Source organism: Campylobacter concisus, assembly GCF_902460665.1.
In the GTDB taxonomy this organism is placed as follows: domain Bacteria; phylum Campylobacterota; class Campylobacteria; order Campylobacterales; family Campylobacteraceae; genus Campylobacter_A; species Campylobacter_A concisus_AL.
Genome location: NZ_CABPUR010000002.1, coordinates 416,392 through 443,076 on the forward strand (window position 1 = coordinate 416,392; position 26,685 = coordinate 443,076).

General features: G+C 36.7%; 30 protein-coding genes. 8 read left to right on the plus strand and 22 right to left on the minus strand.

The window, feature by feature from the left end:
• The 10 genes from F3G66_RS09440 to hemB form a co-directional block, all read right to left on the minus strand.
• The coding region (locus tag F3G66_RS09440) for a DUF5416 family protein (protein WP_188115832.1) at nt 1-315 on the minus strand (315 nt) is incomplete at its 3' end.
• Nucleotides 315-1,781, minus strand: coding sequence for an HlyD family type I secretion periplasmic adaptor subunit (locus F3G66_RS05430; RefSeq protein ID WP_149707393.1), 1,467 nt, complete (start codon nt 1,779-1,781; stop codon nt 315-317). The genes F3G66_RS05430 and F3G66_RS09440, both read right to left, overlap by 1 nt.
• A gap of 2 nt (nt 1,782-1,783) precedes the next feature.
• Nucleotides 1,784-3,922 carry a type I secretion system permease/ATPase gene (locus F3G66_RS05435; protein ID WP_149707394.1) on the minus strand — a complete coding sequence of 713 codons (2,139 nt, stop codon included), beginning with the start codon at nt 3,920-3,922 and terminating at the stop codon, nt 1,784-1,786.
• 3 nt (nt 3,923-3,925) lie between these two features.
• Nucleotides 3,926-5,875, minus strand: coding sequence for a bifunctional diguanylate cyclase/phosphodiesterase (locus tag F3G66_RS05440; protein ID WP_149707395.1), 1,950 nt, complete (start codon nt 5,873-5,875; stop codon nt 3,926-3,928).
• Entirely contained in the window at nt 5,872-6,528 is a 657-nt protein-coding gene (locus tag F3G66_RS05445) for a transglutaminase-like cysteine peptidase (protein WP_054196396.1), read from the minus strand. The genes F3G66_RS05440 and F3G66_RS05445 overlap by 4 nt, the downstream gene beginning before the upstream one ends.
• 20 nt (nt 6,529-6,548) lie before the next feature.
• Nucleotides 6,549-8,219 carry a TolC family outer membrane protein gene (locus F3G66_RS05450; RefSeq protein ID WP_149707396.1) on the minus strand — a complete coding sequence of 557 codons (1,671 nt, stop codon included), beginning with the start codon at nt 8,217-8,219 and terminating at the stop codon, nt 6,549-6,551.
• A 123-nt stretch (nt 8,220-8,342) separates the two neighbouring features.
• Nucleotides 8,343-9,704, minus strand: a complete 1,362-nt coding sequence (gene hemN / locus F3G66_RS05455; RefSeq protein ID WP_103641297.1) for an oxygen-independent coproporphyrinogen III oxidase — start codon at nt 9,702-9,704, stop codon at nt 8,343-8,345.
• Nucleotides 9,697-10,182 carry a DUF2603 domain-containing protein gene (locus tag F3G66_RS05460; RefSeq protein WP_103589094.1) on the minus strand — a complete coding sequence of 162 codons (486 nt, stop codon included), beginning with the start codon at nt 10,180-10,182 and terminating at the stop codon, nt 9,697-9,699. Before F3G66_RS05460 ends, hemN begins: the two co-directional genes overlap by 8 nt.
• Entirely contained in the window at nt 10,179-11,096 is a 918-nt protein-coding gene (argF, locus tag F3G66_RS05465) for an ornithine carbamoyltransferase (protein ID WP_103589093.1), read from the minus strand. The genes F3G66_RS05460 and argF overlap by 4 nt, the downstream gene beginning before the upstream one ends.
• A 1-nt stretch (nt 11,097) precedes the next feature.
• Entirely contained in the window at nt 11,098-12,069 is a 972-nt protein-coding gene (gene hemB, locus F3G66_RS05470) for a porphobilinogen synthase (RefSeq protein WP_103589092.1), read from the minus strand.
• A 68-nt stretch (nt 12,070-12,137) separates the two neighbouring features.
• Here hemB and ribA point away from each other — a divergent pair, with 68 nt between their 5' ends.
• From ribA to htpX, 5 genes are read left to right on the plus strand one after another with little or no spacing between them, the layout of a single operon-like run.
• Nucleotides 12,138-12,701 (plus strand): GTP cyclohydrolase II, encoded by a 564-nt coding sequence (gene ribA, locus F3G66_RS05475; RefSeq protein ID WP_103576491.1) that lies wholly within the window; start codon nt 12,138-12,140, stop codon nt 12,699-12,701.
• Entirely contained in the window at nt 12,701-13,267 is a 567-nt protein-coding gene (gene rsmG / locus F3G66_RS05480; RefSeq protein WP_149707397.1) for a 16S rRNA (guanine(527)-N(7))-methyltransferase RsmG, read from the plus strand. The genes ribA and rsmG overlap by 1 nt, the downstream gene beginning before the upstream one ends.
• Nucleotides 13,264-13,458 (plus strand): hypothetical protein, encoded by a 195-nt coding sequence (locus F3G66_RS05485; RefSeq protein ID WP_084108385.1) that lies wholly within the window; start codon nt 13,264-13,266, stop codon nt 13,456-13,458. Before rsmG ends, F3G66_RS05485 begins: the two co-directional genes overlap by 4 nt.
• The gene (locus F3G66_RS05490; RefSeq protein WP_149707398.1) at nt 13,455-13,820 is read left to right on the plus strand and encodes a hypothetical protein; all 366 of its coding nucleotides are present in this window, start codon (nt 13,455-13,457) and stop codon (nt 13,818-13,820) included. Before F3G66_RS05485 ends, F3G66_RS05490 begins: the two co-directional genes overlap by 4 nt.
• Before the next feature lie 8 nt (nt 13,821-13,828).
• The gene (htpX, locus tag F3G66_RS05495; RefSeq protein ID WP_149707399.1) at nt 13,829-14,698 is read left to right on the plus strand and encodes a zinc metalloprotease HtpX; all 870 of its coding nucleotides are present in this window, start codon (nt 13,829-13,831) and stop codon (nt 14,696-14,698) included.
• Between the two features lie 238 nt (nt 14,699-14,936).
• Here the strand turns inward: htpX and F3G66_RS05500 are convergent, their stop codons facing one another.
• Genes F3G66_RS05500 through pgp2 form a run of 5 tightly spaced genes read right to left on the minus strand, consistent with a single transcriptional unit; the run spans nt 14,937 to nt 17,983 of the window.
• Nucleotides 14,937-15,338 carry a flagellar protein FlaH gene (locus tag F3G66_RS05500; protein ID WP_149707400.1) on the minus strand — a complete coding sequence of 134 codons (402 nt, stop codon included), beginning with the start codon at nt 15,336-15,338 and terminating at the stop codon, nt 14,937-14,939.
• Nucleotides 15,329-15,760: a peptide deformylase gene (locus tag F3G66_RS05505; protein WP_149707401.1), complete on the minus strand. Its 432-nt coding sequence runs from the start codon at nt 15,758-15,760 to the stop codon at nt 15,329-15,331. The genes F3G66_RS05500 and F3G66_RS05505 overlap by 10 nt, the downstream gene beginning before the upstream one ends.
• A gap of 9 nt (nt 15,761-15,769) precedes the next feature.
• Entirely contained in the window at nt 15,770-16,783 is a 1,014-nt protein-coding gene (locus tag F3G66_RS05510) for an alanine racemase (RefSeq protein ID WP_149707402.1), read from the minus strand.
• On the minus strand, nt 16,776-17,015 hold the full coding sequence (cmeU, locus tag F3G66_RS05515; RefSeq protein ID WP_087576821.1) for a CmeU family protein: 240 nt from the start codon (nt 17,013-17,015) through the stop codon (nt 16,776-16,778). Before cmeU ends, F3G66_RS05510 begins: the two co-directional genes overlap by 8 nt.
• Nucleotides 17,016-17,017: 2 nt before the next feature.
• Nucleotides 17,018-17,983 carry a cell shape-determining L,D-carboxypeptidase Pgp2 gene (gene pgp2 / locus F3G66_RS05520; RefSeq protein ID WP_149707403.1) on the minus strand — a complete coding sequence of 322 codons (966 nt, stop codon included), beginning with the start codon at nt 17,981-17,983 and terminating at the stop codon, nt 17,018-17,020.
• A 137-nt stretch (nt 17,984-18,120) separates the two neighbouring features.
• Between pgp2 and F3G66_RS05525 the strand changes: the two genes are divergently transcribed.
• From F3G66_RS05525 to F3G66_RS05535, 3 genes are all read left to right on the plus strand, one after another.
• A complete protein-coding gene (locus tag F3G66_RS05525; RefSeq protein WP_072594846.1) occupies nt 18,121-18,543 on the plus strand; it encodes a copper chaperone PCu(A)C in 423 nt (140 codons plus the stop codon).
• A gap of 71 nt (nt 18,544-18,614) precedes the next feature.
• Complete coding sequence (locus F3G66_RS05530; RefSeq protein WP_021090968.1) at nt 18,615-19,010, plus strand: hypothetical protein; 396 nt, start codon at nt 18,615-18,617, stop codon at nt 19,008-19,010.
• A 9-nt stretch (nt 19,011-19,019) separates the two neighbouring features.
• Nucleotides 19,020-19,562, plus strand: a complete 543-nt coding sequence (locus F3G66_RS05535; RefSeq protein WP_107788850.1) for an SCO family protein — start codon at nt 19,020-19,022, stop codon at nt 19,560-19,562.
• Nucleotides 19,563-19,858: 296 nt separating this feature from the next.
• On the opposite strand, the gene F3G66_RS05540 is transcribed toward F3G66_RS05535, so the two are convergent.
• The 7 genes from F3G66_RS05540 to napA are packed head-to-tail and all read right to left on the minus strand — an operon-like array spanning nt 19,859 to nt 26,456.
• The gene (locus F3G66_RS05540) at nt 19,859-20,200 is read right to left on the minus strand and encodes a chaperone NapD (protein ID WP_149707404.1); all 342 of its coding nucleotides are present in this window, start codon (nt 20,198-20,200) and stop codon (nt 19,859-19,861) included.
• Nucleotides 20,197-21,132 (minus strand): WD40 repeat domain-containing protein, encoded by a 936-nt coding sequence (locus F3G66_RS05545; RefSeq protein WP_149707405.1) that lies wholly within the window; start codon nt 21,130-21,132, stop codon nt 20,197-20,199. Before F3G66_RS05545 ends, F3G66_RS05540 begins: the two co-directional genes overlap by 4 nt.
• Nucleotides 21,129-21,596 carry a 4Fe-4S dicluster domain-containing protein gene (locus F3G66_RS05550; RefSeq protein WP_103605021.1) on the minus strand — a complete coding sequence of 156 codons (468 nt, stop codon included), beginning with the start codon at nt 21,594-21,596 and terminating at the stop codon, nt 21,129-21,131. The genes F3G66_RS05545 and F3G66_RS05550 overlap by 4 nt, the downstream gene beginning before the upstream one ends.
• On the minus strand, nt 21,596-22,123 hold the full coding sequence (locus F3G66_RS05555; RefSeq protein WP_103605020.1) for a nitrate reductase cytochrome c-type subunit: 528 nt from the start codon (nt 22,121-22,123) through the stop codon (nt 21,596-21,598). The genes F3G66_RS05550 and F3G66_RS05555 overlap by 1 nt, the downstream gene beginning before the upstream one ends.
• Nucleotides 22,120-22,911: a quinol dehydrogenase ferredoxin subunit NapH gene (napH, locus tag F3G66_RS05560; protein WP_149707406.1), complete on the minus strand. Its 792-nt coding sequence runs from the start codon at nt 22,909-22,911 to the stop codon at nt 22,120-22,122. Before napH ends, F3G66_RS05555 begins: the two co-directional genes overlap by 4 nt.
• A complete protein-coding gene (napG, locus tag F3G66_RS05565; RefSeq protein ID WP_087586007.1) occupies nt 22,908-23,666 on the minus strand; it encodes a ferredoxin-type protein NapG in 759 nt (252 codons plus the stop codon). The genes napH and napG overlap by 4 nt, the downstream gene beginning before the upstream one ends.
• A gap of 9 nt (nt 23,667-23,675) precedes the next feature.
• Nucleotides 23,676-26,456 carry a nitrate reductase catalytic subunit NapA gene (napA, locus tag F3G66_RS05570; protein WP_149707407.1) on the minus strand — a complete coding sequence of 927 codons (2,781 nt, stop codon included), beginning with the start codon at nt 26,454-26,456 and terminating at the stop codon, nt 23,676-23,678.
• Between the last annotated feature and the right edge of the window lie 229 nt (nt 26,457-26,685).

Consider the following 26,685-nt stretch of genomic DNA (forward strand, 5'->3'; position numbering starts at 1 on the left):
GGTATTTAAATTTAAAATTCCAGGATCAAAGTCAAATTTATCCAAACTCTGGTCATAGCCTTTTATTAAAATTTTAATACTTCTTACTATATCATCGTAAATTTTTAGATTTTTAAATAGCTTTTTATGTCTACTAGCAACATCTACTAATTGTAAAAAATCCATTTCACAATCACTAAATTTAAATCGTTCAATTTCATCATTAACTATATCGCAGCAATGATCATCTTTTATGAGATAGAAATTTTGTAAATTTTGAAATTTTTCAATATCGTATTCACCAAATTTCTTATCATAAAAAGCGATCTTGCCCATTACCTCTCCGTTAAGGCATTTTGTTTTGCCTTTAAAATAGGCTTTAATAAATAATCAAGTATTGTCTTTTTGCCGGTAATGATATCAGCTGAGACTATCATACCAACTTTTATCCTAAGTGGCTTTTCTTCGATACCAAGATAATTTTTCTCAGTTTCTATCCTGACCAAATAATAGCTCTCGCCAGTTTTTTCATTAGTCTCTGTATCGGCACTAATCTGCGTTACTTTGCCTTTTAAACCACCGTAAATACTAAAATCATAGGCCGTAAATTTAACCATCGTATCAAGCCCAGGCCTCAAAAATGCAACATCAGCTGGCTTTACTTTTACTTCAGCTACTAGCTTATCCTCAAGAGGAACAATCTCAGCAATATTTTCTCCAGGCTTGATAACTCCTGATACTGTATGAACCATCATTTTACTAACAATACCGTTTACTGGAGATCTTACATATGTTCTTTCTACTCTATCACTTAGGCTGATTTGTGACTCATTTATCCTTGCAATCTCTGCCGAAACTTCGTTAAGCTCTTTTTTTGCATTATTTTTAAATGCCAGCTTTGCCTCTTCTATCTTATTTTTTGCCTCTTTTATGGTCGATTCGACCCTTGGCACGGCAAGCACAGATGCGTCAAGCTCGCCTTTTAGGTCATTTACGCGTCTTTGAAGCTGGATATACTCGACCTCACTAACAAGACCTTTTTTAAAGATAGGCTCCATGATAGCTTTTTCTTTTAAAACAAGGTTGTAGCTATTTTGAGTTTGAGAAATTTTATTTCTAAGCTCATTTAGCTCACTTTGGCGTTGATGGATCTGCTCTGTTAGAATTCCTATTTGCTCATTTAAGTGATCGATGTTTGAGTTGTGCAAGCTTATCTCGTATCTTACGGCCTTGCTATTGTTGGCATCTCTTGTTTCGTTATAGTCAAATTCTTTATCATTGGCTTCAGCGTCAAGCCTCATAAATTTAGCCTGAAGCTCATCAAGCCTTAGCTTTGACTCGCCGTAGCTACTCGTAAAATTTTTATTATCTAGCCTTATTAGAATTTGATCTTTTTTAACCTCATCGCCCTCTTTTACAAAAATTTGATCCACGATACCACCCTCAAGGTTTTGTATCGCTTGGTTTTTACCTGAAGGGATGATCTTGCCACTACCTCTTGTGATCTCATCTATTTGTGCCCAAGAGGCCCAAACAAGAAGCCAAAACATAGTTATAGCAACCGTATAGAGTATCTTTTTAGATGTAGATGGGGCTTTAGCCAAAACAGCCTCAGAAAGACTTGACATAAATTTCAAATCATAAGCATCATAATTTTTTGTTTGAAGATTAGACTTTATGTCATCTACACTATTTAAAATTTTATTACTAGCTTCCTCTTGTTCTTTTATGTTATTTTCAGAAATTAATCTTTTTTCAGTTTTTGGATTTTCATTTTGTTTATTCTTGATATCTTCTTGCATGATCACTTCCCACTAAGTCTTGCTAAAACTTCATCTCTTGGTCCGTCCAATAAAATTTTGCCATTATCCATAACTATAAGTCTATCAACAAGATCTAGCATCGACGTCCTATGTGTAACAAGCAGCATCGTTTTATTTGCTGTATTTGTCTTTAAATTTATTTTTAACTTATTTTCAACTGTATTATCAAGAGAATTTGTTGGCTCATCAAGCAAAATAATAGGACTATCTAGCAAAAATGCCCTAGCCACAGCTATACTTTGACGCTGTCCGCCACTTATGCCGTCACCTCTTTCAAAGACTGGCATGTCAAATCCAAGTGGATGGGCATTTACATATTCATCAACTCCGCTTACTTTAGCTGCTTTTATAATCTGAATATCATCAACATATGGTGCTTTTTGAACAATATTTTCTCTAACCGTTCCTTTAAAGAGCACAACATCTTGCGGAACATAGCCGATGTTTCGCCTAAGATCGGCTGGATCGATTTGATTAATATCAATACCATCAATTAGCACTGAGCCTTCAGTTGGTGCGTAAAGTCCCAAAATGAGCTTTTGCAAAGTAGTTTTTCCAGAGCCATTTTTGCCTATAATGCCAACTTTTTCACCTGGCTGAATAACAAAATTTATCCTATCAAGCGAACCTTTTGTGGTATCTGGATATGTAAAGCTTACATTTTTAAACTCGATCTTTCCATCAAAAGAATTTCTTCTAACAAATTTTTTACCCTCTGGCCTTTCAACAGGCATTTGCATAATCTTACTAAGACTTTGATATGCTGTTTTTGTCTGCTCAAAATTTGCAGCTAGTGAAGCTACCTGTCCCATAGGAGCGATAGCGCGAGAGCTAAGCATAACCGCAGCGATAAGACCACCCATTGTAAGATGCGTATCTTGTATCATATAGACGCCAAGAACGATGATGGCAATAGTATTTAATTGCACTAAAAAAGATGTAACAGTCGTTATCGAAGTTGTAATAATTTTTGATTTAATGCTTCTATTTGCTATCTCACCGGTTGCCTCTTCCCAGTTCCACTGTATATGTCCGCTAGCGCCAAGAGTTTTGATGGTCTCAAGACTACTAAGGCTCTCTATTAAAATTCCATTTTTTATAGCCGAAGCCTCAAATGTACTTTTAATAGCATTTTGAAGTGGATCTTTTATAAAAAATGTATAACATAAAATAGCTATCATAATAACAATTGGTACGAGTACGATATAACTTCCTATAAAATAAGTAACTATCAAGAAAATGATCGCAAATGGAAGATCGACAATGGCTGCTAATGAGGCTGACGAGAAGAAATTTCTAACCGTATCAAACTCTTTTAGGTTGCTAGCAAATGAGCCAACAGATTTTGGTTTATTGCTAAATTTCATATCCATAACACGTTCAAATAAAATTGAACTCATTATGATGTCGCTCTTTTTGCCGGCGATCTCAAGAAAATATGATCTTACAAATTTTAAGAAAAGATCTATGCCATAAACTACACTTACACCAAGCGCCAAGACCCAAAGTGTCTCAACCGCATTATTTGGCACGACACGGTCATATACGTTCATCGTAAAAAGCGGACTAGCAAGAACAAATAAATTTATAATAAAACTTGCAAGAACAACATCAAAATAAATCTTTTTTGAACGTTTTAGAGTTCCCCAAAACCAATGGTCATTGCCCGCATCAATTAGCTTTGTTGAGCTAGTATCCTCTGGAACAAACTCGCGCTTTAGATAGTATGCATAGCCTAAATATTCTTCTTTTAATTTACTTATTTCTATCGTGCTAGTACCAGTTGAAAGTTCTGGCGTTATGATATTTGCCGTCTTTTTATCTTTACTAAAAGATTGTAAGATGCAAGCTTTTTTGCCTCTAAGCATTAAAATGCAAGGTAAAACTAAAGGAGAGATTTGTTCGAGATCTTTTCTTACAAGGGTAGAAGCAAAACCAGCACGAGAAGCAGCACGAGAAAATAAAGACCTTGAGCTTTTAAGTGAAAAAAGCTCAATCTCATCGCCATCTTTTACTGGCAAGCCAATAGTTAAAGCATCGGCACTGTATGGATTATTATGAAGCTTGGTAAAAATAACCAAGCATTGAAGCAGCTCATCTTTTATCTTATCACTATGCATCTATCATCCAATGTTCTTAATTTCATCTATATAAATTCCTTGCATATTTTTAATGCCAAGATCGATTAACTTTTTCTTCTGCTCTTCACCTTCAACACCAATTGCGATCAAAATAATGTCTTTTGAGCTTAAAACAACATCAAGTGATTGTTTTGTGTTTACTCCTGACTTATCACTTAAGAAGTCGATTAAGACATTTGACTGAATTTTTACATAATCAGGGTTAAATTCTTTTAGTTTCTCAATACCTTTTGCGTTAAGCTCGAAGTGGTCAAAACCAAATCCAAAGCCAAGCTCTTTTAATTTTTTAGTAAGCTTAACTATACTTTCTATGCTAATATCGTCTTTATTTGGAATTTCTATATAGTTTTTATATTTAGAAATTTGGCTTATCTTTTTAAGTGTAGCTTCAAGTTTTGAAAAATTCTCATCTGAGTTTAATATCTCTTTACCCAAATTTATTGCCAAGTTGCCACTTGGTAAGATATTCTCTGGTAAAATTCTAGCCACCCTATTTAAGATATGAAGATCAAGCATCGCACCTAAATTTAGCTCATTGACCATCGGCATGAAATATGAGGCCATACGCCATACGCCATCTTTATCAACAAGCCTCAAATAAAGCTCATACTGCTCAAAATTTGAATCAAGATCAATCACTTTTTGAGCTGCAAATTTAAATTCATCCTCTTTTATTGAGTCAAAAATAAGCTCTTTGTACTTCTCTTTACCAATCACTAAAGTATTTTGATTTTCATTAAATACCTTATATGTAAAGCTACCAGCAAGTCTTGAACTAGCCAATGTAACGTCAGCTGAAGTAAGAAGTGTCTTGATATCAGTATTTGGTGAATACTCAACTATCGCAGCATTTACTGGATACTCGCTATCATTTAATGCAAAATTTGTATAAAGCTTTTTAAACTCGTTCATAATTTCATCACATAGAGCCAAGAAATTTGACGAATTTCTACCATACGAAAGTACGATGAAATCATTATCGTTAAGTCTTGCAACAATTGCATTTTTATCATTATGGATTGATTTTTCTTGTAAAATTTGAGCTATTTTCATTATAACGCTTTGCCATTTTTCAAAGCCAAGCGTACTTTTTAAATTTATTAGATCTTTAAAACTAACAAGCAAAGCAACACCACTTGAATATTCTTCACTAGCTAGATACTCACTAAATTTAGTTTGAAAAAATCTTCTGTTATTAGCACCACTCATTGTATCTTTATATAAAAGCTCTTGATACTTACTAAGTGTGGCTGCCTCTCTCTCAAAAATGTCTTTTACCTTGCTAACCATAGAGTTCATAGCTAGAACCATTTTTTTAAGATCAGCTGTAAATGGAATTCTTTTCTGAATAATAAATTTATTATCAAGTATGGCCTCAGCCTGATCTTGAACTTTCATAAGTGGTCTAAAAATAGCCTTTAGAGCGAAATATGCCACCACGAGAGTGACAATTATCATTAGAAGAAGAAAATTAAAAATATTTTTTGAGTTAGTATAAAGCTCATTGTAGGCAAGTGCGGTACTGCCTTGAACATAAAGCGTGCCAAATTTTGCCCAGCCAGTCATAATCTCGCTATCTGCTATTGGCGCTTCAAACTTGGCTATTTTATAAAACCACTCAGGAATATCTTTAACAACTGTTTGTTGAGAATTTTCAATAAGAACCTTACCATCAACATCTTCAAGCTTGATAAGCTTGTATCTACCGCTGTCAAACATAGAATTTATCATTGTTTGAGCCAAGGACATGTCATCTGGATCGATAATAGGCTTTAAAGCAAGTCCAAGCGAATTTGCTGTATGTCTTGCGTTTTCACCAAGCTGGTCATTAATATATCCATTTAGGCTCTTAAAATTTAAGTAGCCAACAGCCATAAAAATCATGATACCAAAAGTTATCACGGCGATCATAATTTGTTTAAATAGCGTCATAAATCCTCTTTTCCTATCCTATCTATTAGTTCCATCCACTTAGGATTTTGTTTTTTATTTCCACCTGGTATTGCTTGACCAAGACCTTCTTGTTTTGCCAAGTATAGTGAATCACCATTAAAACTATAAACTGGAACAAGGTCCGTTCTTTGAGTTGCGATTTTTATTTTACCATTTATGTTATCTAAAATTAATGGAATAGATTTTGGTGTATCATAGTATGCTAAAACCATATGAGCTTGATTGTATCTTAAGGCTTTAACATATGTGAAGTATAATTTTTGAGTTGGAATTCCTAGCTGCTTTAGTGTAAAATATTTTGCGATAACGTAGTCTTCGCAGTCACCAGCACCTTTTCCTATAAATTCCATTCTAGTAGCCCAATAATCCTTTTTGTGCCAAAGCTGCATATCATCAACCCATCTAAAAGAGTTAAAAAAGTCATTTACTTTTATTAATTTCTCTTGTTCAGTTGCATCTTGCAATGAAGTCATTAAAGAATTTAAAGCAGAAGCCCTTCTTCTTGCATCTTCTCCATAAATTTTAGCTACCTTTGCTATAGTTGTTGATTTTATAAAATCTCCAATAGCACTTGCTAATAATAAAAAAAGGACGCTTACAATAAGCGTCCAAAAATTTGTCTTGACCCTCATGGTCATTACTTTTTACATTTTTATCTTAAATCGTTTTGAATGCTGCAAGCACCTTGAATGTACCTCTTCGCAAAACCTGGTTCAAAACTATCTGAGATCATTCCCATATTATCTAATAGTCTATATTTTGCATAAGATAGTGCTGTCTCAGTTGTAGCAATCTCTTTTAACGCAGAGTTATATTCATTTTCAGCATCAAGCAAGTTTATAAGATCGCGACGACCGATTCTAAATTCATCCTGATAAGCATCAAGTGTAGCTTTAGCATACTCAACGTGTTGATTTAAGTATCCCATTTTTTCTTGGTTAAGAACATAATTTTGCCATGAAAATTCCAAAGATTCTTTAAGCTCTCTTACAAGATTATCCAAAGTTTGTTGCTCTTGTTGAACAGCAAGTTGGCTTTTTTCTTTATCTAGTTTATCATTGCCTTTATTGTAAAGGTTATAGTTTAGTCTCAAAAGTGCGTCGAATGTTTGTTCTTCATAATTGTCATATAAGACATTTGAATGATCATACGCACCAGATACAACAAGATCTAGTTTTGGTAAGAATGGCGCATTTTTCTCTTTTACAACTGACTCTGCCATAGCAATATTTGATTTTTGAACTAAAAGTGATGGGTTGCAAAGAATTGCTTTGTTATAAACAGCCTCTTTTGTGCTAGGCAAAGGAAGGCTAAACTCAGGCATTACTAAATTTTTAGCTGCAACTTTTTTTCCATATAATTTCTCAAATGTAGAAAGTGCATCTTCATAGTTATTTTTAGCAGCTGTATAGTTTGATTGAGCTAAAGTATAGCGTGATCCAGCTTGTCTCTCTTCAGAAGCTACACCATAACCTGATCTTGCTCTATCTTTAATTTGGCTATAAATTTCCTCATGACTCTTTACGTTTTCTTCTTCAATGTCTAAAATTCTTTTAGTTTGAAGAACTTGTAAGTAAGCATTTGCAGCATTTAATGTAAGTCTATCTGCAGCTTGTGCTACCGAATAAGCAGCTGAATCAAGCCTTGCGCTTTGAGAATTTATTCTATTTTTATCAGCACCACCATTGTATAAATTTTCAACCAAGGTTAGAGATGTGCCAGAAATTCTTCCATCTCCTCTTCTTGTAGAAACTCCATCATCAAGGCGTTTTTTCTCATATCCCACTCTAGCAGCAGCGTCAAGTGTTGGATAATAGGCATTTTTTGCTATTTTTAGATCTTTGCCAACTTGTAGATAGTTAAATTCTGTAGCTTTTAAACTTGGATTTTCATTTAAAATAGTCTTTATAACTTGATCTAAAGTCAAAACTCCATCATCAACTTGTGCTACTGGTTTTACTTCAGTTGATATAGCTTGTTCTATATTAGATTTTTTTGTTACTTGAGTATCAGCTACAGGTGCTTTTGGTCTCATTAAAGCATCCTTATAGCCTGATTCGTTTTGAACTTTAACTAATAGACTATTAGCTTCATCCTCAGAGACTGGAGTCGTGTCGACATATAAAAATTTTCGTCCATCAACCTCATAGATACCTGTAGTCAGCCTACTGTCAGAAATTTTACTATTAACTTTATTAATAGCACTATCGATTCTAGCTTGGCTGTCGCTTTGTACAAATGAAGCTAGAAAAATCCTATAAGGAACATCTTGAGCTGACAGTACAGTTGCTGCCAAAGCACTAATTGCCAATATCTTTTTCATAACTAAGATCCTTTTATCTTATTACCTTATTTTATTACTAAGTCTTTACTTAAATTTTGACACGAATTATACATCAAGAAATATTAAACGTATTTTAAATATATTATGACAAAAAAATAATTTTTATATAGTTTTAGAAAAACGCCTTAAATTCTCGGGAATTTTCTTTAGATATTCATCAAAACACATTGCAATATTTCGTATTATCAATGTTCCAGTTTCATTTACGCTAATTTTATCTGCTGTAACATTGACAAATTCGCTTAAATTTTTAAGCTCCTCAAGCTCATCCTTAAAGTGTTCAAAGAAATTTATATGGAATTCATTCTCGATGGCTTTGATATCAAGCCCAAAATTACTCATTAAGTTCATAATCACACTCTTTCTAAGCAAATCTTCATCGCTTAGATAAATTCCCTTTGCATATGGCAACTTTCCACTATCTATCGCCTTTTCATACTCGTCCATATCTTTATGATTTTGTGCGTAGTGCCTTTTGCACTCACCGATACTTGTCACGCCTATACCGATAAGATCAGCGCCACCCTTTGTCGTATAACCTTGAAAATTTCTATGCAAAGTACCATTTGCAAGAGCACCAAAAAGCTCATCATTTGGCTTTGCAAAGTGATCCATGCCTATCATTTTATAGCCATTTTTAGTTAAAAACTCAGCCGTAAATTTTAAAATTTCAAGCTTCACTTCTGGATTTGGCAGAGTTGTCTCATCAAATTTACGCATTGATTTTTTTATCCATGGCACATGAGCGTAGTTAAATACTGCAAGTCTGTCTGGATCAAGCGTAAGAGCAAGCTCAAGCGTCTTTTTAAAGCTCTCTAGGCTTTGATACGGCAGGCCATAGATTAGGTCCATATTGATTGATTTTATGCCCTTTTGCCTAGCCATCTTTACAGCATTTTGAGTGATCTCATAGGGCTGAATTCTATGAATTTCTTTTTGCACCTTCTCATCAAAGTCTTGCACGCCGTAGCTTATGCGGTTAAAGCCATGAGATATAAGCACGTCAAGCTGCTCATTTGTCAAAAATCTTGGATCTATCTCACAGCTTATTTCAGCCTCTTTTGAGAAATTTTTAAATTTAGCTTTGATAAGTTTGATAATCTCATCAAGCTGAGCGGCATTATAAAATGTCGGGGTACCGCCACCAAAGTGCATCTGTAAGACTTCAGCGCTAGTGTCCAGGTGGTGAGCTAAAATTTCAAGCTCTTTTTCTATATATCTTATATATTTCTCTTTGCGATCCTCTTTGCTCGTGTAAATGACATTACAGCCACAAAAATAACAAGCACTTCTGCAAAATGGCAAGTGTAAATAAAGCGAAAGCGGTCTTTTTTTATCGCGATTTTCAATCTCTTTTATATAAGCTTCATAGCTAAATTTATCACTAAACTCTGGTGCTGTCGGATAGCTAGTATATCTTGGCCCTGGCCTTGAATACTTCACATAAGCACTAAAATCAATCATCTGCCCTACTCCTTGCCATTTGAATCACCTCTTTTATGTCTACAAATAAATTTGGGTGCTCTTTTTTGATATTTTTTACCAGTTTGTCAAGATCAATATTAAATTGTCTACTTTTTTTATCGCTTGCGATCTTTTTTATCTCATCCATAGCAACTACCCAAACATCGCTAAAATCAACTGGTATGTTTTGCCAGATCGTCTTTTCAAGCCTTAGATCAAAATTCTCTTTTTGCGACCCTTTTAAGGCCTCGATCAAAGCCGAAAGCGATTTTACAGAGATTACCGTGTGTAAATTTTGATTTTCATCAATACCAAACCACGGCTCTTTTGAGTCCCAAGAGCCACTTTTTAAATTTAAAATATGCTCATTTGGATTTTTGGTTGAAACTATCTCAAAGATCGTCTTTTCAGGGCTACTCAGTCCAAGACTATTACCGATCTCATCTATCTCATCATATATATTTTTCTCTTTGCTCATCTTCTTCTCTCATCCAGCCAGACCATCACGCCTTTTTGGGCATGAAGTCTGTTTTCAGCCTCGCTAAAAATTTCATCTGCGTGCTTCTCAAAAACTGCCTCGCTCACCTCGTAGCCCCTATAAGCTGGCAAGCAGTGCAAAAATATCGCGTCTTTTTTAGCTAAGCTCATCAAATTTTCATCCACGCAGTATCCAGCAAAGTCTTTTAGTCTCTTTTCTTTCTCAGCCTCTTGCCCCATCGATACCCAAGTATCTGTAGTCACTACATCGGCACCATTTACCGCTTCTTTTATATCATTTGTGATAAAAATTTTCGCACCTGAAATTTTTGCGTTTTCATTAGCCATTTTTAAAATTTCTGCATCCACTTCGTAGCCTTTTGGCGTGGCGACCCTTAGCTCAAGTCCTAGTTTGCTTGCTAGCATGAGCCACGAGTGAGTCATATTATTGCCATCCCCTACGTACGCGACCTTCTCGCCTGCGCTAAATTCTAGCATCGTAAGATAATCCGCCATTAGCTGCACTGGGTGAAATTTATCGCTTAAGCCGTTTATCACTGGCACGCTTGAAAATTTAGCAAATTCTTCTAGCGTCTCGTGTTTATCGACCCTTAGCATAGCCATGTCACACATCCTGCTTATTACTCTGGCAGTGTCACGTATAGGCTCGCCGCGGCCTATTTGTATATCATTTTTACTTAAAAATAGCGCATATCCGCCAAGCTCATGCATGCCCACATCAAAGCTCACTCTAGTTCTGGTTGAACTTTTTTCAAATATCATCGCAAGCTTTTGATCTTTAAGATATGGCTTAAATTCTCTAGCCTTCGCCTCTTTTTTGATCTTGCGGGCTAAATTTATCATCTGCTCGATTTCATCTTTGCTAAAGTCATTTAGCGTCAAAAAGTGCTTCATCTTAGCCCCTTAAAATTTTGGCTGCTTCTTTTGCGTGATAGGTGATGATCAAATTTGCCCCTGCTCTTTTAAAGCCGATTAATGTCTCCATCATGACGCGCTCGTAGTCGATGATGCCAGCTTTTGCGCCAGCTTTTAGTAGTGCGTACTCGCCGCTTACGTTATAGACGCAAAGTGGCAGAAGTGTTAAATTTCTTAGCTCTCTAACGATGTCAAGATAAGCAAGCGCTGGCTTTACCATCAAGATATCAGCGCCTTGCGCTTCGTCTTGCAAGCTCTCGTTGATCGCCTCCAAGCGGTTTGCGCTGTCCATTTGGTAGCTCTTTCTATCGCCAAAGCTTGGTGCGCTTTGCGCTACGTCACGAAATGGCCCGTAGTATGCTGAGGCAAATTTGGTTGAGTACGCCATCACTGGTAAATTCTCAAAGCCATTGCTATCAAGCGTCTCTCTTAGCGTTGCGATGATGCCATCCATCATGCCACTTGGTGCGATCATGTCAGAGCCATTTTGAGCGTGTATCAAGGCTTGTTTAGTTGAAATTTCAAGCGTTGCGTCGTTGTCGATGGTGTTGTGCACATGATCGATTATACCGCAGTGACCATGGTCTGTGTACTCGCAAAAGCAAAGATCTGTGATGACAAATAAATTTGGGAATTTATCTTTTATGGCTCTAAGCGCGGTTGCGATGATGCCGTCGTTACTTAGTGCGTCGCTGCCAACACTATCTTTTAGGCTTGGTATGCCAAATAAAATGATAGATTTTATGCCTAAATTTACTATCTCTTCGCACTCTTTTAAAATTTCATCGATACTCATTTGATAAACGCCTGGCATCGAAGCGATCTCGTTTTTAACGCCTTTGCCCTCAACTACAAAGAGTGGATAAATGAAGTCATTTACGCTAAGGCTAGTCTCTCTCACCATGTCTCTTAGGGATGGATTTATTCTTAATCTTCTAAAACGTTTAAACATATTTTTGCCTTTTCTTTGTTAAAATGCGTGATTTTTAGCTAGTTTAGCACAGTTGGAGTAAATTTAAAATGAAAATAGAAATTTCAAACGCGGCAAATCTACCTTCAAGATTTGGCACTTATAAGGTTCAAGCCTTCAAAGAAGGGGCAAAAGAGCACCTCGTGATCTACAAAGAGCCTTTAAGCGAGGTAGTAAATCTTAGAATTCACTCCGAATGCCTAACTGGAGATGCGATCGGGAGCCTAAAGTGCGACTGTCGCGACCAACTTGAAGCGAGCCTAAAATATATCGAAGAAAATGGCGGCATGGTCATCTACCTGCGTCAAGAGGGCAGAAATATCGGGCTTTTAAACAAAATAAACGCTTACAGCCTACAAGATAAGGGCTTTGATACCATTGAAGCCAACCACCAGCTAGGTTTTAAGGCTGATGAGAGGACTTACGAAGTGGTTGATTTTATCCTAAATCACTACGGCATAAAAGAGGTAAATTTACTCACAAATAACCCTTTAAAACTTCACGGACTAAGCTCAGTAAAGATCGTAAAACGTGTGCCTATTATCATAAAACCAAACAAATTTAACGAAGGCTACTTGAAAGTAAAAAAAGAGCAAATGGGGCACATCCTGTGATGAAAAATGAGCTTTGCTTGCCAGCTGAATTTAACGAAAAAGTAAAGGCTTACGCTCAAATTTTTGCTAAATTTAACAAAGTTCATAACTTAAGCAATTATAAAGACATAAGCGAGCAGGTGCTTGATAGCATTAGACCGCTTGAAATTTTTGATCTAAGTGCCAAAACGGCGATAGATGTAGGCAGTGGGGCTGGCTTTCCAGCGATATTTTTAGCACTTGCGATGCCGCGCACTAAATGGCACCTTTTTGAGCCGATAGCCAAAAAGTCATCATTTCTAAGCTACGCTAAGATCGAGCTTGACTTACAAAATTTAGAAGTTCATAGCCAAAAGATAGAGCTTGCAGATAAATTTACGGCTGATCTCATCACCTCAAGGGCACTTAGTAAGACAAAAGAGCTCATAAAAATTTGCGAGGGATTTTATGATGAGAGCACTAAATTTCTCATCTACAAGGGCTCTAGCGTCATGGAGGAAATTTCAGGCATAGACGCGCAAATTTACAATGATAAAAACAGAAATTACATATTTTTTAATCTAAAAAACCATGGAGAAAAACATTGAAATACTTGCTTTTTGTAGCGATTTTGGTTGCGATTTACATCATATTTTTTAAAAATAGAAAAAATAGCGACAAGATAAGCACCAGCAACTTCGAAGAGTGCAGCAAATGCGGTGTCTTTAGCGATATCGATCAAATGGTACTAAGAGACGGAAAATACATCTGCAAAGAGTGCATAAAGGGTGAGAGATGAAAATTTTAGGTGATGAGCTGATCAAATTTGAGCCACTATTTCTTTGCAAAAGCGAAGATGAAATTTCAAACGGTAGGCAAAATCTCTTTAAATTTGATAGAAATTTGATAAAAAAAGCGCTAGAAACTGAAGCAAACTTTAGCATCATCGCAAATGACATAAACGAAGCTATCATCGCAAACGCCGCTGGAGCAAAATTTATTATCGCAGATATTAACATTGCAAAAGATCTAGCGAAGATTGCTGAGAGTTATTTATTTGACGCACTTATAGCTGTTTTGATAAAAGATGAAAGCGAGCTTGCACAGCTTGCAAAATTTAACATAGACGCTGCGATCTTGCCAAACGCTATAAAAGAATAAGGACAAAAATGGAAATTTTTAAAACTGCTTTTTTAATGGTTGCTTTAATGCTGATTTTTATCGCTGTTGGCGGATATATTGGAGGTGAGCATGGCATGATGATCGCCTTTTTGATAGCAGCTGGCACAAATATCTTTTCATATTTTTTTAGTGATACTATAGTGCTTAAAAGATATAACGCTATCCCAGTTGATGAGAGCAACGCTCACGGGCTTTATGAGATCGTATCTCGCCTCACACAAAAGGCGAATTTGCCTATGCCAAAAATTTACATCATACCAGAAAAGGTACCAAACGCCTTTGCCACAGGCAGAAACCCAAGCCACGCAGCTGTCGCGGTAACCGAGGGGCTTTTAAAAATTTTAAATGAAAACGAGATCGAGGGCGTACTAGCTCACGAGCTAAGCCACGTAAGGCACTACGACATCCTAACTGGTTCAATCGCTGCCATACTAGCTGGAGCTATCGCGATGCTTGCAAATTTTGCTAAGGTTGGTGGTATTGCTGGGCAGAGTGGCGGTTCAAGAAGAGGTGGCGGTAATGCCATCGTTATGCTAGCACTTGCTATACTCATGCCAATAGCCGCCACAATCATACAAATGGCGATCTCAAGAGAGCGCGAGTACAAGGCAGACAAGGGCGCAGCTTATCTAACAGGACATCCAGAGTGGCTTGCAAGTGCTCTAAGAAAGCTTGAGAGCTACTCAAATTCTTACATCATGCAAAATGCAAGCGAACAAAGTGCTCATATGTTTATCGTAAATCCATTTGGCTCGCTAACTAACAAGCTTGGCGTACTTTTTAGAACGCATCCAAGCACTAGCGATAGGATTGCTGAGCTTGAAAAACTTGAACAAGAGATAAAAAGAAGTATGTAAAAATTTAGTCCTTAGTTAAATTTGGGCTAAATTTCTTCTTTTTACCATCTTTTTTGGCTTTAAATTTAGACATTTACAAGAAATTTTAAATTTTATGAGCGAGTAATTTAGACTCTGATTTTAGCGACAAGCTTTGCGAGGCTTAAAATTAGTAGTAGATTCTTGTGGGTAAATGGAATTTTAAAATTTGCAAAAATATCAAATTTACAACCAAAAAACAGAAATTTAGCCCCAAATTTCACTGCAATTTCTTACACTCACGATCTTCTATAGTGTACTCAAAGATCAGCTCACCATTTTCTGAATAAAAAAGCTCATCCAATGTGACACCGATACTTAGCATATTTAAGATCTCTTTATCTTTGCAAGCAGTTCGCAAATTCTCTTTTTTGATAGCCTCGATAAATTCCAAAAGCTCTTTCTCTTCAAGCCTTTTGATCTCTTGCTTTCTTGCGTGTTTGATGGCATATCTATAAATGAGCGTATCGCCGACATTCAAGATATCATTAAGTGTCAGTGTTGGCGTGCAGATAAATGGAAGCTTTTTTTTGTAGTAAGTTGCGTGATTTTTCGCTGCCACATCTGGCGTAAGTGCCAGAGCATGCAAGCAAAAAAATATCAAAAAAAGGACTACTCGCAACTACTTTTATCCAAATTTATATCAAAAAAATGCCTACCTTCAAAGCCGTAACTACCACTTAGAGTGATGCCACGATTTAGCACAGCTCTTGCCATACCTGAGTTGCAAAGCGCATCTTTTCCATTTTTATAAAACTCATCTTTTAAAGCTAAAATTTGAGCTTTGTTGTAGCCTTTTATTCTCTTTGTCTTGGTCTCGTTTAAAACAAACTCGCCATGTATGTTTAGCCCGCTACTACTCACATCTTTTAGCGTAATCATCTCATCGACTCTGCTTGGTAAATTTGGCTTTGCAGTTTGGACGACAAAAGCTGGGATCTGCTTAGTGTCAAGCTGATTTAATATCTGCTCATAAATTTTAAACTCACTCTCTTGCACACCAAAAGCAAGGCTAGCAAAAGCTAATAAAACGATCTTTTTCACATATTACCTTTATATAAATTTTCTAGTGATATTTGGCGAGAGCTTTACTAAAATGTCATAACTTATCGTATCAAAAAATTTCGCCCAAATATTTGCATTCTCAAGCACACAGACCCATTCGCCGCCATCTTTACAGCTAAAGCTATCCATAGAAATTTTGCCTAGTATTGGCTCGTTATTGGCAAGTCTTAACTCACCACAGCCATTGTATCTTAGTAACCCATCGCCATATCCAAGATCATAGGTGGCTACATTTATATCTTCTTTTGCGCTAAATTTAGCGCCATATCCAACACCTTGACCACTTTTTAAAATGCGCCTGCTAACTCTTCTTGCCCATAGTGAAAGTACTGGCTTTAAGTTCAAACTATCACCAAACTGAGTGTATCCATACTGAGCGATGCCAACACGCACCATATCATCATCGATTTCACTTGCTCTTTCAAGCGCGGCTGAGTTGTGAGAGTGAAAGATCGGTTTTTTCATACCAAACTCATCGCAAAGAGCTAAAATTTTCTCTTTTGCAGCCCTAAAATTTTCTCTTTGCACAAAATAATCAGCATTTAGCTCATCACTTGCACGAAAATGTGTATAAGCTCCAAGAAGCTCTAAATTCCTTCTTGTTAAAATTTCAAAGGCGTAATCAAGCTCGCTTATATCAAGCCCATTTCTATGCATGCCAGTATCGATTGCAAGGTTGATTTTTGAGCCATCTTTTATCTTTAAAAGTGCCTCTATATCGTTTATCGCGTAGATAAATTTACTACTTTCATTTCCGGTTGGGATATGTGAGAGAATGAGAATATTTTCAAATATGTCAGAAATTTCATTTGCCTCAAACTCACTTTTTACAGCACAAATTTCTATGCCAAATTTTTTAGCCTCACTAGCAATAAGCCTTGCGCCATGGCCATAAGCATTGTCTTTTAATACAACTATTACTTTCTCTTTGCCACCAGCTTTAGCACAAATTTGAGTGAGGTTATGAATATATGAAGCTTTATTCAGGCGTATTTCAGACATTAAAATTCACATTAAAAGCAGTATAAACATCCGGTAAAAGTTTTCTTACGTTGTAATCAAATGCATAAAATTTAGCGTAAATTTCTTTCAGATCAGCCTCTTTTACTTTGCTAAAATCAAACACGTCAGTACCATTTTTCTTTGGAACTTGGCGGTCAAGCTCAGCAAAAAAAGCAGCTCTTGCCTCTAAAATTTTCTCGATTTTTTCTTTTACTTCTTGAGATTTTTCCACTTTTACTCCTCTATAAAAATTTTCATATCATCGTTATAAAGCTTCACATAAAGCGTCTTTTGGCCAGCAAATTTATGTGTATCTGAAACATAATCCTCATAAAAACTCACACGAAAAAGCCTATCGTTTTTAAGATTTGGATAAGGCGTGATGAGAAAATTTGAAAAACTAATGCGTTTTTTCTCTTTTTTAGAAAAAATAGCCCGTTTCATACTTTTAAATTTTTCCAAGCTCATACCATCGTATCGCTCAAAGTTTTTATCATAAAATTTAAGATAGTTTTCAATGTCGCTCTCGCTCCATGTCTTTTTCCAACCCAAAAGTCCAGAAATGATCGCTGCAATATCTTTTGCACTAGCTTCTGGGCGCTTATCTTCATAAATAAATGCAAGTGTTTTTTTGTGATCCACCACATCATCAAATTTCATCAAAGTATCATTTTGCATAGCCACGCAGCCTTTTGTTTTTAGCTCATCTGTCCTTTGACCATCAAGTGGATAGCCATGTATCCAAATGCCACCGCCATTTCGCTTTGCAAGCTTATCAAGTAAATTTGGATATGAAAGCGAAAATGCAAGTGGGCCAAGATATCTATCATTTGGCGTAAATCTACGTGTAAGCTGATACACTCCAACCGGTGTTTTTAGATCACCTTCAAGAAGCTTATCACCATTTTTGCCAACTATAACGCTTGAGCTAAAAAGCTTTTTTGTAATGCCGCCATTATAAGAGATCACTTCAAGCTTCTTTTTTGTTTTATCAACTACACTTAGAAGTATCTCGTTGTCATAATACCCATATCTTACATCCTTGCCCTCAAGCTTTTTTAGCCAGTAATCCTTACTTAAAATATTTTTTTCAATGGCGTCAATAACAGCAGCAGAGCCATTTTTTAAGTAAATTTCTTCGTAATTTTGGGCAAAAAGACAAGGCGATAACGCGATGAAGAAAAATATAATTTTTTTCAAGTGAAATATCCCAAAAAGTAAAATTTAGTCCGTAATTATATCCTAAAAAATTTATATTTTTAGATTTTAAAGGTAAATTAAGTAGTTCTAAATGTATAATGTGAAAACCATTATTAATTTTACCACAAAGGAAAAATATGAAAAAAATCGTTTTTGGTGCGATGCTTGCAGCTTCTGCTCTTATGGCGGCTGATATCAGCCTAGAAAATGTTAGAGCTAGAGATACAAAACCTGGCACAAACAATAGTGCAATTTTTATGGATATAAAAAATGCTTCAAATTCCGATGTAAAGCTCATCGGTGCTCATTCAAGCGTTTGCAAAAGCACAGAAATTCATACACATAAAATGAATGATGGCATGATGGCTATGGTTCAAATCGAAGATGCAGTGATCCCAAAAAATGGTGAAACAAAACTAGCTCCTGGCGGTTTACACATTATGCTTATGGATCTAAATAAACCATTAAAAGATGGTGATAAAGTTGATTTAGAGCTAAAATTTAGCAATGGCGAGAGCATAAAGCTTGATAATATCGGAGTAACTAAAAACTTTAAATAATGAAAAAAATCATAATTATTTTTTCATTTATCTTTATTGTTCTAGGTGCTTTTTCGATAGGCTATAAGCTTATGACAACAAGCAAGGAAGATCCACCTGAATTTGCCGATGTAAACACATCGCTAGATCCTTTAAAATGTGATCTAAACAACAAATCTTGTGAGATGGAATTTAAAGGCGTAAAGCTAAAAATAGACATCTCACCAAGACCTATTTATGCTATGAGACCTTTTAGCTTTAAAATCATTAACGGTAAAAATTTAGGGCTAAAAAATCCTAGTCTTGAGATAGACGGCATAAATATGAATATGGGATCAATCAAAGCGAGACTTGAGCCAAGAGGCGATAACTTAACTGCTCAAGTAGTGCTAAGTGCTTGCGTTGTCGAGCTTATGAGATATAGATTTAAAGTACTTGATGACGAAAAAGAAACTGGTTTTTTTGTAGATCTTGATCTAAAATTATAGAGGGTAACGATGAAAAAGGCATTTTGGGGCTTAATAATAATCTTAATTTGTATAGGTGTTGCACTTTTGCTAATAAAGCCAAACAAGTATGATTTTAAGGCACTTTCACAAAATGGTGAAGTAAGTCTTAAAAATTACGACGGAAAGTACAAAGTTATATATTTTGGTTATCTTTTTTGCCCCGATGTCTGCCCTACTGCGCTCTCTTTGATTGGCGATGAACTAAACAAGCTAAAAAGAGATGACTTTGAGTTGCTTTTTATTACACTTGATCCTGAACGCGATACTCCTGAAAATTTAACTCTAATGGCAAAAAATTTCTACAAAGATGCTGATGGATTAAAACTAAATGCCTTAAAAGAAGTGGCAAAAACCTATGGTGTAAAATTTCAAAAAGTCCGTCTTGAAAACTCAGCCATGGGCTACTCTATTGCTCACAGCTCTTCAATATATTTAATAGACAAAAAAGGAAATTTTTATAAAGAAATTTCAAATCTAACAAATGAAAATATTGGAGAAAATTTATTAAATTTGATCAAAGATAGACCTTAGGGCTAGAAATTTTAGTAAGCCAAAATGGCCTAATAAAATTGTTTATACAAGCATCATCTTAAGATCTTCTAAACTAAAATTAATTCACTTGCTATACTTTTGATTTTAATGCTCGCTGAGTGATTTTTTCACCCAAAATCTATTAACCCTTGAACATAAATTTAATCTACAAGCCAAACAAAGTTGATTAAATATAAGCAGTACTAGCAACGAATTTATTAAGAAGATCTGTACGAAAGGTAGGCTTTTGCACTATAAATTTTAATCACAATACAAAAGCCAGAAATTTAGTTTTACTATTTCACTCTATGATGCACGCTGCCGCCATAAGTAATATCCTCTGCCTTTACCTCATCACTTGTTAAAATTTCACTTATCTTGCCATTTTCTTCTAGTTTTTTCCTATTTTCTTCGGCATCTTCTTGATAGCTATAAACCATCGCAACGCTCACTACTCCACTGATAGCTTCTATTTTTTTAAAATTTTTTATCTCATCTTCAATACCATCTGAGCTAACTACCACTACGATTCTATCGTCTGCGTCAGTTATTATTTCACACTCTTTTAGCTTTTTTATTTCGTTTTTTACACTTTCATTTTTATTGTCCGTATAAACTATCAAACTTGAAATATTCATTTAATTCTCCAAAACAAAATTTTATTCTCATAGGCTGAAGTTACGATTTCATTGTCGCTTATAAAAACTATGCTATTTATCGTACTTTGCCCGGTTTTTAGCATTGCGATATTTTCTAAGCTTTTGCTATCAACTAAATTTACATCACTCATCTCATCACTCATATAGGCCGCTACTCTACCATCATCGCTAAGGCCGACGCCATAGACCAAAAAGCCGGTATTTATCTTTTTTAGGCTTCCAGCTGAAAATATCCCCACGATCCTGTCGGTGCCTCCGCTGATCATAACGCCATTTTTATAGGAGATGTCGTAGATATTGTCTGTATGAATATCTAAAATTTGATCCATTTTTTTAGCTTTTATATTATAAAAGTAGACCTTCCCGCTCTCGCAAGCGATAGCTAGAGTGATTCTATCTTCGTTTATCTCCATATCTGAGAGCATTGCAATTGAAATTTTAAAGCTATCATAAATTTCACCACTTTTTAAGTTCAAAAAGTAAATTTCATTGCTGATTGAAGCAAGTGCAATATGCTCATCGTCTAAAAATAATGCCTTTTTTATCGCTTGATTTGGTATTTTTATGCTTTTCATCTGCCCATTTTCTCTTATATAAAGCACCTTTGTAGCATAGTCACCCTCACTTAGGATGAGTATCTTGCCATTTAACTCATCAACGTTTAAAATTTTTGGTCTTTCATAATCGCTAACGTAGGTTTTTATATCATCCATTTTGATAATCTCTTCAAATTTAGACTCTTTAGGATCATAAATTTCAACCGTCCCTCCATCAGTTGCAATAAAGAGTTTGCCATTTATTAGCGTTGTGCTTAGCACATTTGCACTAGCCTCTATTTGCTTGTATGGAGTGGTGATCTCGCTTGCAAAGATAAAATTTAATAGACAAAAAATAAAAAACAAAGCTCTCATAAGGCCTCCATTTGAAGTGAATTTTTAAAGCAAACATCAAAGCACTCGCCGCAACTTACGCAGTTTTGATTAACAATAGGTCTAAAAACGCCAAGAAATTCGACTGCTTTAAATTTGCAAGCATCAAGGCAGTTGTAGCAGATTGTATCGTTCCATGCTAGACAGCTAGAAACATCGATGCTAACTTTTGCATTTATACTCTTTGGCGAGCTTAGGCTTAATGTCTTTTTACCAAGACTCTCACAAGCCTTTGCGCACTCTTCGCAAAAGTCACAGCCCAGCTTTTTAACTTTAAAAACTACCCTTTCATTTTCAAAGCTAAGAAGCTCTTTTTCACAAGCATTTACACAGCTAGCATCGCATCCACCGCAGTCAAACTCTCCGCTAAAAAATGGCGGAGTTATAAATTTGGGAGCAGATTTTGCCCCCAAAATTTTACTAAAAAGCTCTCGCCTGCTTTGCATTATTTAACACCATCGTTTAAAACATCTAGCAAGTTTGACTTATGAGTGCCGTTTTTGTCTCTAAAATCAGGCTTAAATTTATTGCCAACAAGCTGCGTTACGCCAGTTTGTTGCTCAACGTGGCATGTTGTGCAGTTATATCTTTCATCATCAAGCTTGCCTGCAAGATCTTTTTTATTTCTGATGTCATAAAGGTGAGATGATGGTATCGGTGTTGCTCCACTATCTTTTGCAAACTCAGGCATATGGCAGGTTACGCACATATTCATATCCTTTGTGATAGGCACTAAACCCTCAGTATCGTGTGGGATAAATGGCGGTGCATTTTCAAAAGACCTATCAAATTTCTTTGACATACCAGCTGGCTCTTTTGTGTAGTTCACATCTTTTAATACAACGTCTTTATCGTCTAGCAAATCGATATTTCTAAAGCCGATTTGCGAATCACTAATGCTTGGATTATTAAAAGCACATGCCGCAAAAAACGCAGCGCACAATCCTCCAAGCATCATTATTTTTATTTTCATTTTTCTCTCCTTAAATTTCTAATACTAAATTTCAAAGCCCCGTCTCCACAAACATCAATGCACCTGCCACAGCTTATGCACTCGCTTGAGCTTACCGAGCGGCTCTCTTTACCGATCATATCAAGCACTTGCATCTCTGGACAAATAAGCTTGCATTTCATACATTTTGTGCAAGCCTGGGCATCATGTTTTACTCTAATTAGGGCAAATTTTGAGATGATGGCGTAAAAGGCACCAAGCGGACAAACGTGCGAGCAAATACCACGCTTTAACACAAACATATCAAAAGCAATGATCGCAACCGCTATGCCTAAAGCACTAGCTGAGCCGTAAATAATGCCACGCTGAATAATGCCAATATAGCTAATGCTCTCAAATACTGGATAAGATAAAGCAAGGCTTAATATAAGAGCAAGAGCCAGCAAGTAATAACGTAAATTTTTACTCACATTTAAGACTTTTTCGCCCTTAAAGCCAAATTTTTCTCTTAGTTTAAAAGCGATATCAGTTAGCAAATTTATCGGGCATATCCACGAACAAAACGCTCTTGGAGCAACCAGTGCATAAAATGCAAAGATAATACCAGCTCCAATAATTGCATTTATGCCGGCACTAAAGCTTGCAAGTAAAATTTGAACCAAAGCAAATGGATCGCTTAGTGGAATTTTTCCAAAAAGCAAAGATGAGCTTAAATTTCCGCTAAGTATCTTAACTCCATAAAAATTTCCTAGGATAAATAGTGCTAGGATAGAAATTTGAGTTATTCGTCTTAAGATTAAAAATTTCATAGCTCACCACCATTTAGATAATCAGTCGCTTTTTTAATGTCAAGCTTTATTTTGCTGTCTGCATCGTCTATGCGTCTTTCATCTTCTTTAACCCAGCCTTTGACGTAGTTATCGCCTACTTTGCCAAGCACCGCGTCACGATTTAGCACGGTAATGGCTGCTTTTTTAGTGATACAGGCTCGCTCACATAGGCCACATCCAGTGCAAATGTCACTATCGACCACTGGAAGTAAAAAGGCATGCTTTTGCGTCCTTTCGTTGCGGCGATACTCAAGATATAAGGCTTTATCCAAAAGAGGACAAGCCCTGTAACAAGCATCGCACTGTATACCCCAGTGTGCCACGCAGTTTTTCATATCAACCACCGCAACACCCATTTTGGCCTTATTTATGTCAAGTTTGCCTTTTGTGCTTACTAAATTTACGTCCAAAGCTCCAGTCGGACAGGCTGGCACACATGGGATATTTTCACACATATAGCAAGGAATTTTTCTAGGCTCAAAATAAGGCGTTCCAATGCTTATGCCATCCTCTAGCGATGATAGCTTTAGCGTATCAAATGGACAGGCCTCTACGCAAAGCCCGCATCTAATGCAGCTTTGTAAAAATTGCTTCTCTTCTTTTGCACCAGGAGGCCTAAGAAGCATAAGTGGTGAAGCCTTGGCACTAAGCGACCAAACAAAGCCTCCGCCAAGAGCTAAAAGCGCTACTTTTGCTCCAAATTTTAAAGCCTCTCGCCTACTTGAAAATCCCATATCGCTCACCTATGCTTTGTAAATTTTAACCGCACACTTTTTATAATCAGTCTCTTTTGAGATTGGGCAAGTAGCGTCAAGACATACTTTGTTTATATATACGTTTTCATCAAAGAAAGGCACATAAACAAGACCTACTGGCGGCTTATTTCTACCTTTTAGATCTACTCTTGCTTTTACCTTGCCGCGGCGTGATTCGACCCAAACGATCTCATTTTGCATTACGCCAAGATTTTTAGCATCATCTTCATGCATATAGCAAAGCGCCTCTGGAACCGCTCTATAAAGCTCAGGAACACGCATAGTCATCGTGCCTGTATGCCAGTGCTCTAGCACACGGCCAGTACATAGCCAGAATGGATAATCTTTACTTGGCATCTCGCATGGATCCATGTAAGGACGGAAGAAAATTTTTGCTTTATTTGCAAGAGACGTTTTCTCTTTATTTTGTACGCCTTTTAGATCGCCTGTTGGAAGAGCTGCATTTTTGTTGCCGTAGAATGCAAATTTATCATTTGGAGCAGCTTTTTTAGCATATGGGTCAAATTTAGTATTAAATCTCCACTGCGTCTCTTTGCCATCAACGACTGGCCATCTTAGACCTCTTACTCTGTGGTAAGTGTCAAAATCTGCTAGGTCGTGGCCGTGTCCAACGCCAAATTTTCTATACTCTTCCCAAAGATATTTGTGGATGAAAAATCCATATCCTTTAAATTCTTTGCCATCTGAGCCGATCACCTTTCTGCTATCGCCAAATACTTCTGTATTGTCGTAGTTTTCCATTATCGGATCGTTTGCGCTAAATTTCTTAGCCTCTTCGTTTGCAAAAAGCACGTCAAATAGCGTATCTTCTTCGCTGTATCCCATAGCTTTAGCCTCTTCAAGCACGCTTGGAAGTGTCACTTTATCGTTTAGTTTTTTCTCGCCCCAAACGTCTTTTAGCTTAAAGCGCTTGCTAAATTCCATCATTTGCCAAATATCAGGCATCGCTTCGCCAACTGGAAGCACTTGCTGTCTCCAGTGCTGTGTTCTTCTCTCAGCGTTGCCGTATGCGCCCCATTTTTCATAGATCATCGCAGTTGGGAGGATAAGGTCAGCAACTTTTGCAGAAATTCCTGGATAAGGATCACTTACGACGATGAAGTTATCCATCTCGCGAGCTGCTTTGATCCAGTGGTTTGCATTTGCAGTATTTTGCCATGGGTTATTTACCTGAACCCAGATAAATTTAACCTTGCCATCCTCAACGTCACGCATCATTTTTACGTAGTGTGAGCCTGGAACGGCATTTAGTGTGCCAGTAGGTAGTTTCCAAATTTTTTCAGTTGTCTCTCTATGTTTTGGATTGGCGACAACCATATCAGCTGGCAAGCGGTGAACGAATGTTCCAACCTCTCTTGCGGTACCACATGCACTTGGTTGGCCAGTTAGAGAAAATGCTCCTGAGCCTGGAAGTGCTTGTTTGCCAAGTAAGAAGTGAACCATATAAGCTTGCTCATTTACCCATGTACCGCGTTGATGTTGGTTAAAGCCCATAGTCCAGAAACTTACGACTTTGCGGTTTTTCTCGATATAAAGATCAGCAAGTGCTTTTAGTTTTTTCTTAAATTCTTCTATATCTTCGTTTGGATCGCCCTTTGCCACCTTTGCAGTAAAGTCAAGCGTGTAAGGATCAAGAGCTTTTTTAAATTCTTCAAATGTTATTTGCCAGTGATCACCAGCTTTTGCAGCATTTTTATTTTCAAGTGTATCACCAGCTTTTAGCCCAAGATAAGAAAGCGTAACGCCCTCAGCCTCGCTTAGTACCTTTGACTTCTCAGTCGCAGCAGTATCTAGCTCGCTTGGAGCATATTTTTTGTGATGAATGTCTGGGCGCAGGCCATATCCGATATCAACTGGGCCAGCTGTGAAGACACAGTGCTTTTTAACAAATTCTTCATCGATCATCTCTGGGTGGTTATAAACTATCTCACGAGCGATGTAGTTCCAGATAGCTAGGTCAGATGACGGAGCAAAAATGATCTCTATATCAGCCAAATTTGATGTTCTAGTTGAGTAGGTACTTAAATTTACGACCTTTACTCTATCAGGATCGCTAAGCTTTCTATCGCTTACGCGTGCCCAAAGGATCGGGTGCATCTCAGCCATATTTGCGCCCCAAGCTACGATAGTATCAGTTAACTCGATATCATCAAAACAGCCTGATGGCTCATCTATACCAAAAACTTGCATAAAGCCAAGAACCGCACTTGCCATACAGTGTCTTGCGTTTGGATCAATGCTATTGCTTCTAAAGCCACCTTTCATAAGTTTAACTGCAGCATAGCCTTCTGGAATTGTATATTGACCAGAGCCTAGAACTCCGATACCATGAGGGCCAAGCTCATCATATGCTTTTCTAAACTGAGCCTCCATAACATCAAATGCTTGTTTCCAGCTTACTTGCTTAAATTTACCTTTTTTATCAAATTCGCCTTTTTCATTTACACGCAAAAGCGGATGAGTGATCCTATCCTCGCCGTACATGATCTTAGCGTTAAAATAGCCTTTAATGCAGTTTAGACCGCGGTTTACTGGTGCTTCTGGATCTCCTTTTACAGCTACTATCTTGCCCTCTTTTGTAGCGACCATGATGCCACAGCCTGTCCCACAAAACCTACAAGCGGCCTTATCCCAGCGCCAGCCTTTTTCGGCTTCGCTTGCTGCACTTAGCGAGCTTGGTACGGCTATACCAGCACTAGCACAAGCAGCACTGGCTGCAGCACTTTTTATGAATTCTCGTCGATTCATTCTTTCTCCTTTAAAGATTTAAAACAAATTTAATTGATATTAACCTTGCAAAACTTATTTACAACTGATTGACATTTACAAAAATTTCAAAAAACTTAAGCCAAAAATGTAAATATTTTTCTACATAAAAGTATTAATTTCCTCACAAAGCACGATTTTAAAAGAAAATACCATTTAATAAAATTTAAAAATTTTAGAGTAGTTATCAAAAAAGCTAAAGAAAACAAAG

Excerpts from the sequence above, each read along its gene's own strand:
- F3G66_RS05430 (WP_149707393.1), bottom strand. The coding sequence starts at position 1,781 with ATGCAAGAAGATATCAAGAATAAACAAAATGAAAATCCAAAAACTGAA.
- F3G66_RS05435 (WP_149707394.1), bottom strand. The coding sequence starts at position 3,922 with ATGCATAGTGATAAGATAAAAGATGAGCTGCTTCAATGCTTGGTTATT.
- F3G66_RS05440 (WP_149707395.1), bottom strand. The coding sequence starts at position 5,875 with ATGACGCTATTTAAACAAATTATGATCGCCGTGATAACTTTTGGTATC.
- F3G66_RS05445 (WP_054196396.1), bottom strand. The coding sequence starts at position 6,528 with ATGAGGGTCAAGACAAATTTTTGGACGCTTATTGTAAGCGTCCTTTTT.
- F3G66_RS05450 (WP_149707396.1), bottom strand. The coding sequence starts at position 8,219 with ATGAAAAAGATATTGGCAATTAGTGCTTTGGCAGCAACTGTACTGTCA.
- hemN (WP_103641297.1), bottom strand. The coding sequence starts at position 9,704 with ATGATTGATTTTAGTGCTTATGTGAAGTATTCAAGGCCAGGGCCAAGA.
- F3G66_RS05460 (WP_103589094.1), bottom strand. The coding sequence starts at position 10,182 with ATGAGCAAAGAGAAAAATATATATGATGAGATAGATGAGATCGGTAAT.
- argF (WP_103589093.1), bottom strand. The coding sequence starts at position 11,096 with ATGAAGCACTTTTTGACGCTAAATGACTTTAGCAAAGATGAAATCGAG.
- hemB (WP_103589092.1), bottom strand. The coding sequence starts at position 12,069 with ATGTTTAAACGTTTTAGAAGATTAAGAATAAATCCATCCCTAAGAGAC.
- ribA (WP_103576491.1), top strand. The coding sequence starts at position 12,138 with ATGAAAATAGAAATTTCAAACGCGGCAAATCTACCTTCAAGATTTGGC.
- rsmG (WP_149707397.1), top strand. The coding sequence starts at position 12,701 with ATGAAAAATGAGCTTTGCTTGCCAGCTGAATTTAACGAAAAAGTAAAG.
- F3G66_RS05490 (WP_149707398.1), top strand. The coding sequence starts at position 13,455 with ATGAAAATTTTAGGTGATGAGCTGATCAAATTTGAGCCACTATTTCTT.
- htpX (WP_149707399.1), top strand. The coding sequence starts at position 13,829 with ATGGAAATTTTTAAAACTGCTTTTTTAATGGTTGCTTTAATGCTGATT.
- F3G66_RS05510 (WP_149707402.1), bottom strand. The coding sequence starts at position 16,783 with ATGTCTGAAATACGCCTGAATAAAGCTTCATATATTCATAACCTCACT.
- F3G66_RS05525 (WP_072594846.1), top strand. The coding sequence starts at position 18,121 with ATGAAAAAAATCGTTTTTGGTGCGATGCTTGCAGCTTCTGCTCTTATG.
- F3G66_RS05530 (WP_021090968.1), top strand. The coding sequence starts at position 18,615 with ATGACAACAAGCAAGGAAGATCCACCTGAATTTGCCGATGTAAACACA.
- F3G66_RS05535 (WP_107788850.1), top strand. The coding sequence starts at position 19,020 with ATGAAAAAGGCATTTTGGGGCTTAATAATAATCTTAATTTGTATAGGT.
- F3G66_RS05540 (WP_149707404.1), bottom strand. The coding sequence starts at position 20,200 with ATGAATATTTCAAGTTTGATAGTTTATACGGACAATAAAAATGAAAGT.
- F3G66_RS05545 (WP_149707405.1), bottom strand. The coding sequence starts at position 21,132 with ATGAGAGCTTTGTTTTTTATTTTTTGTCTATTAAATTTTATCTTTGCA.
- F3G66_RS05550 (WP_103605021.1), bottom strand. The coding sequence starts at position 21,596 with ATGCAAAGCAGGCGAGAGCTTTTTAGTAAAATTTTGGGGGCAAAATCT.
- F3G66_RS05555 (WP_103605020.1), bottom strand. The coding sequence starts at position 22,123 with ATGAAAATAAAAATAATGATGCTTGGAGGATTGTGCGCTGCGTTTTTT.
- napH (WP_149707406.1), bottom strand. The coding sequence starts at position 22,911 with ATGAAATTTTTAATCTTAAGACGAATAACTCAAATTTCTATCCTAGCA.
- napG (WP_087586007.1), bottom strand. The coding sequence starts at position 23,666 with ATGGGATTTTCAAGTAGGCGAGAGGCTTTAAAATTTGGAGCAAAAGTA.
- napA (WP_149707407.1), bottom strand. The coding sequence starts at position 26,456 with ATGAATCGACGAGAATTCATAAAAAGTGCTGCAGCCAGTGCTGCTTGT.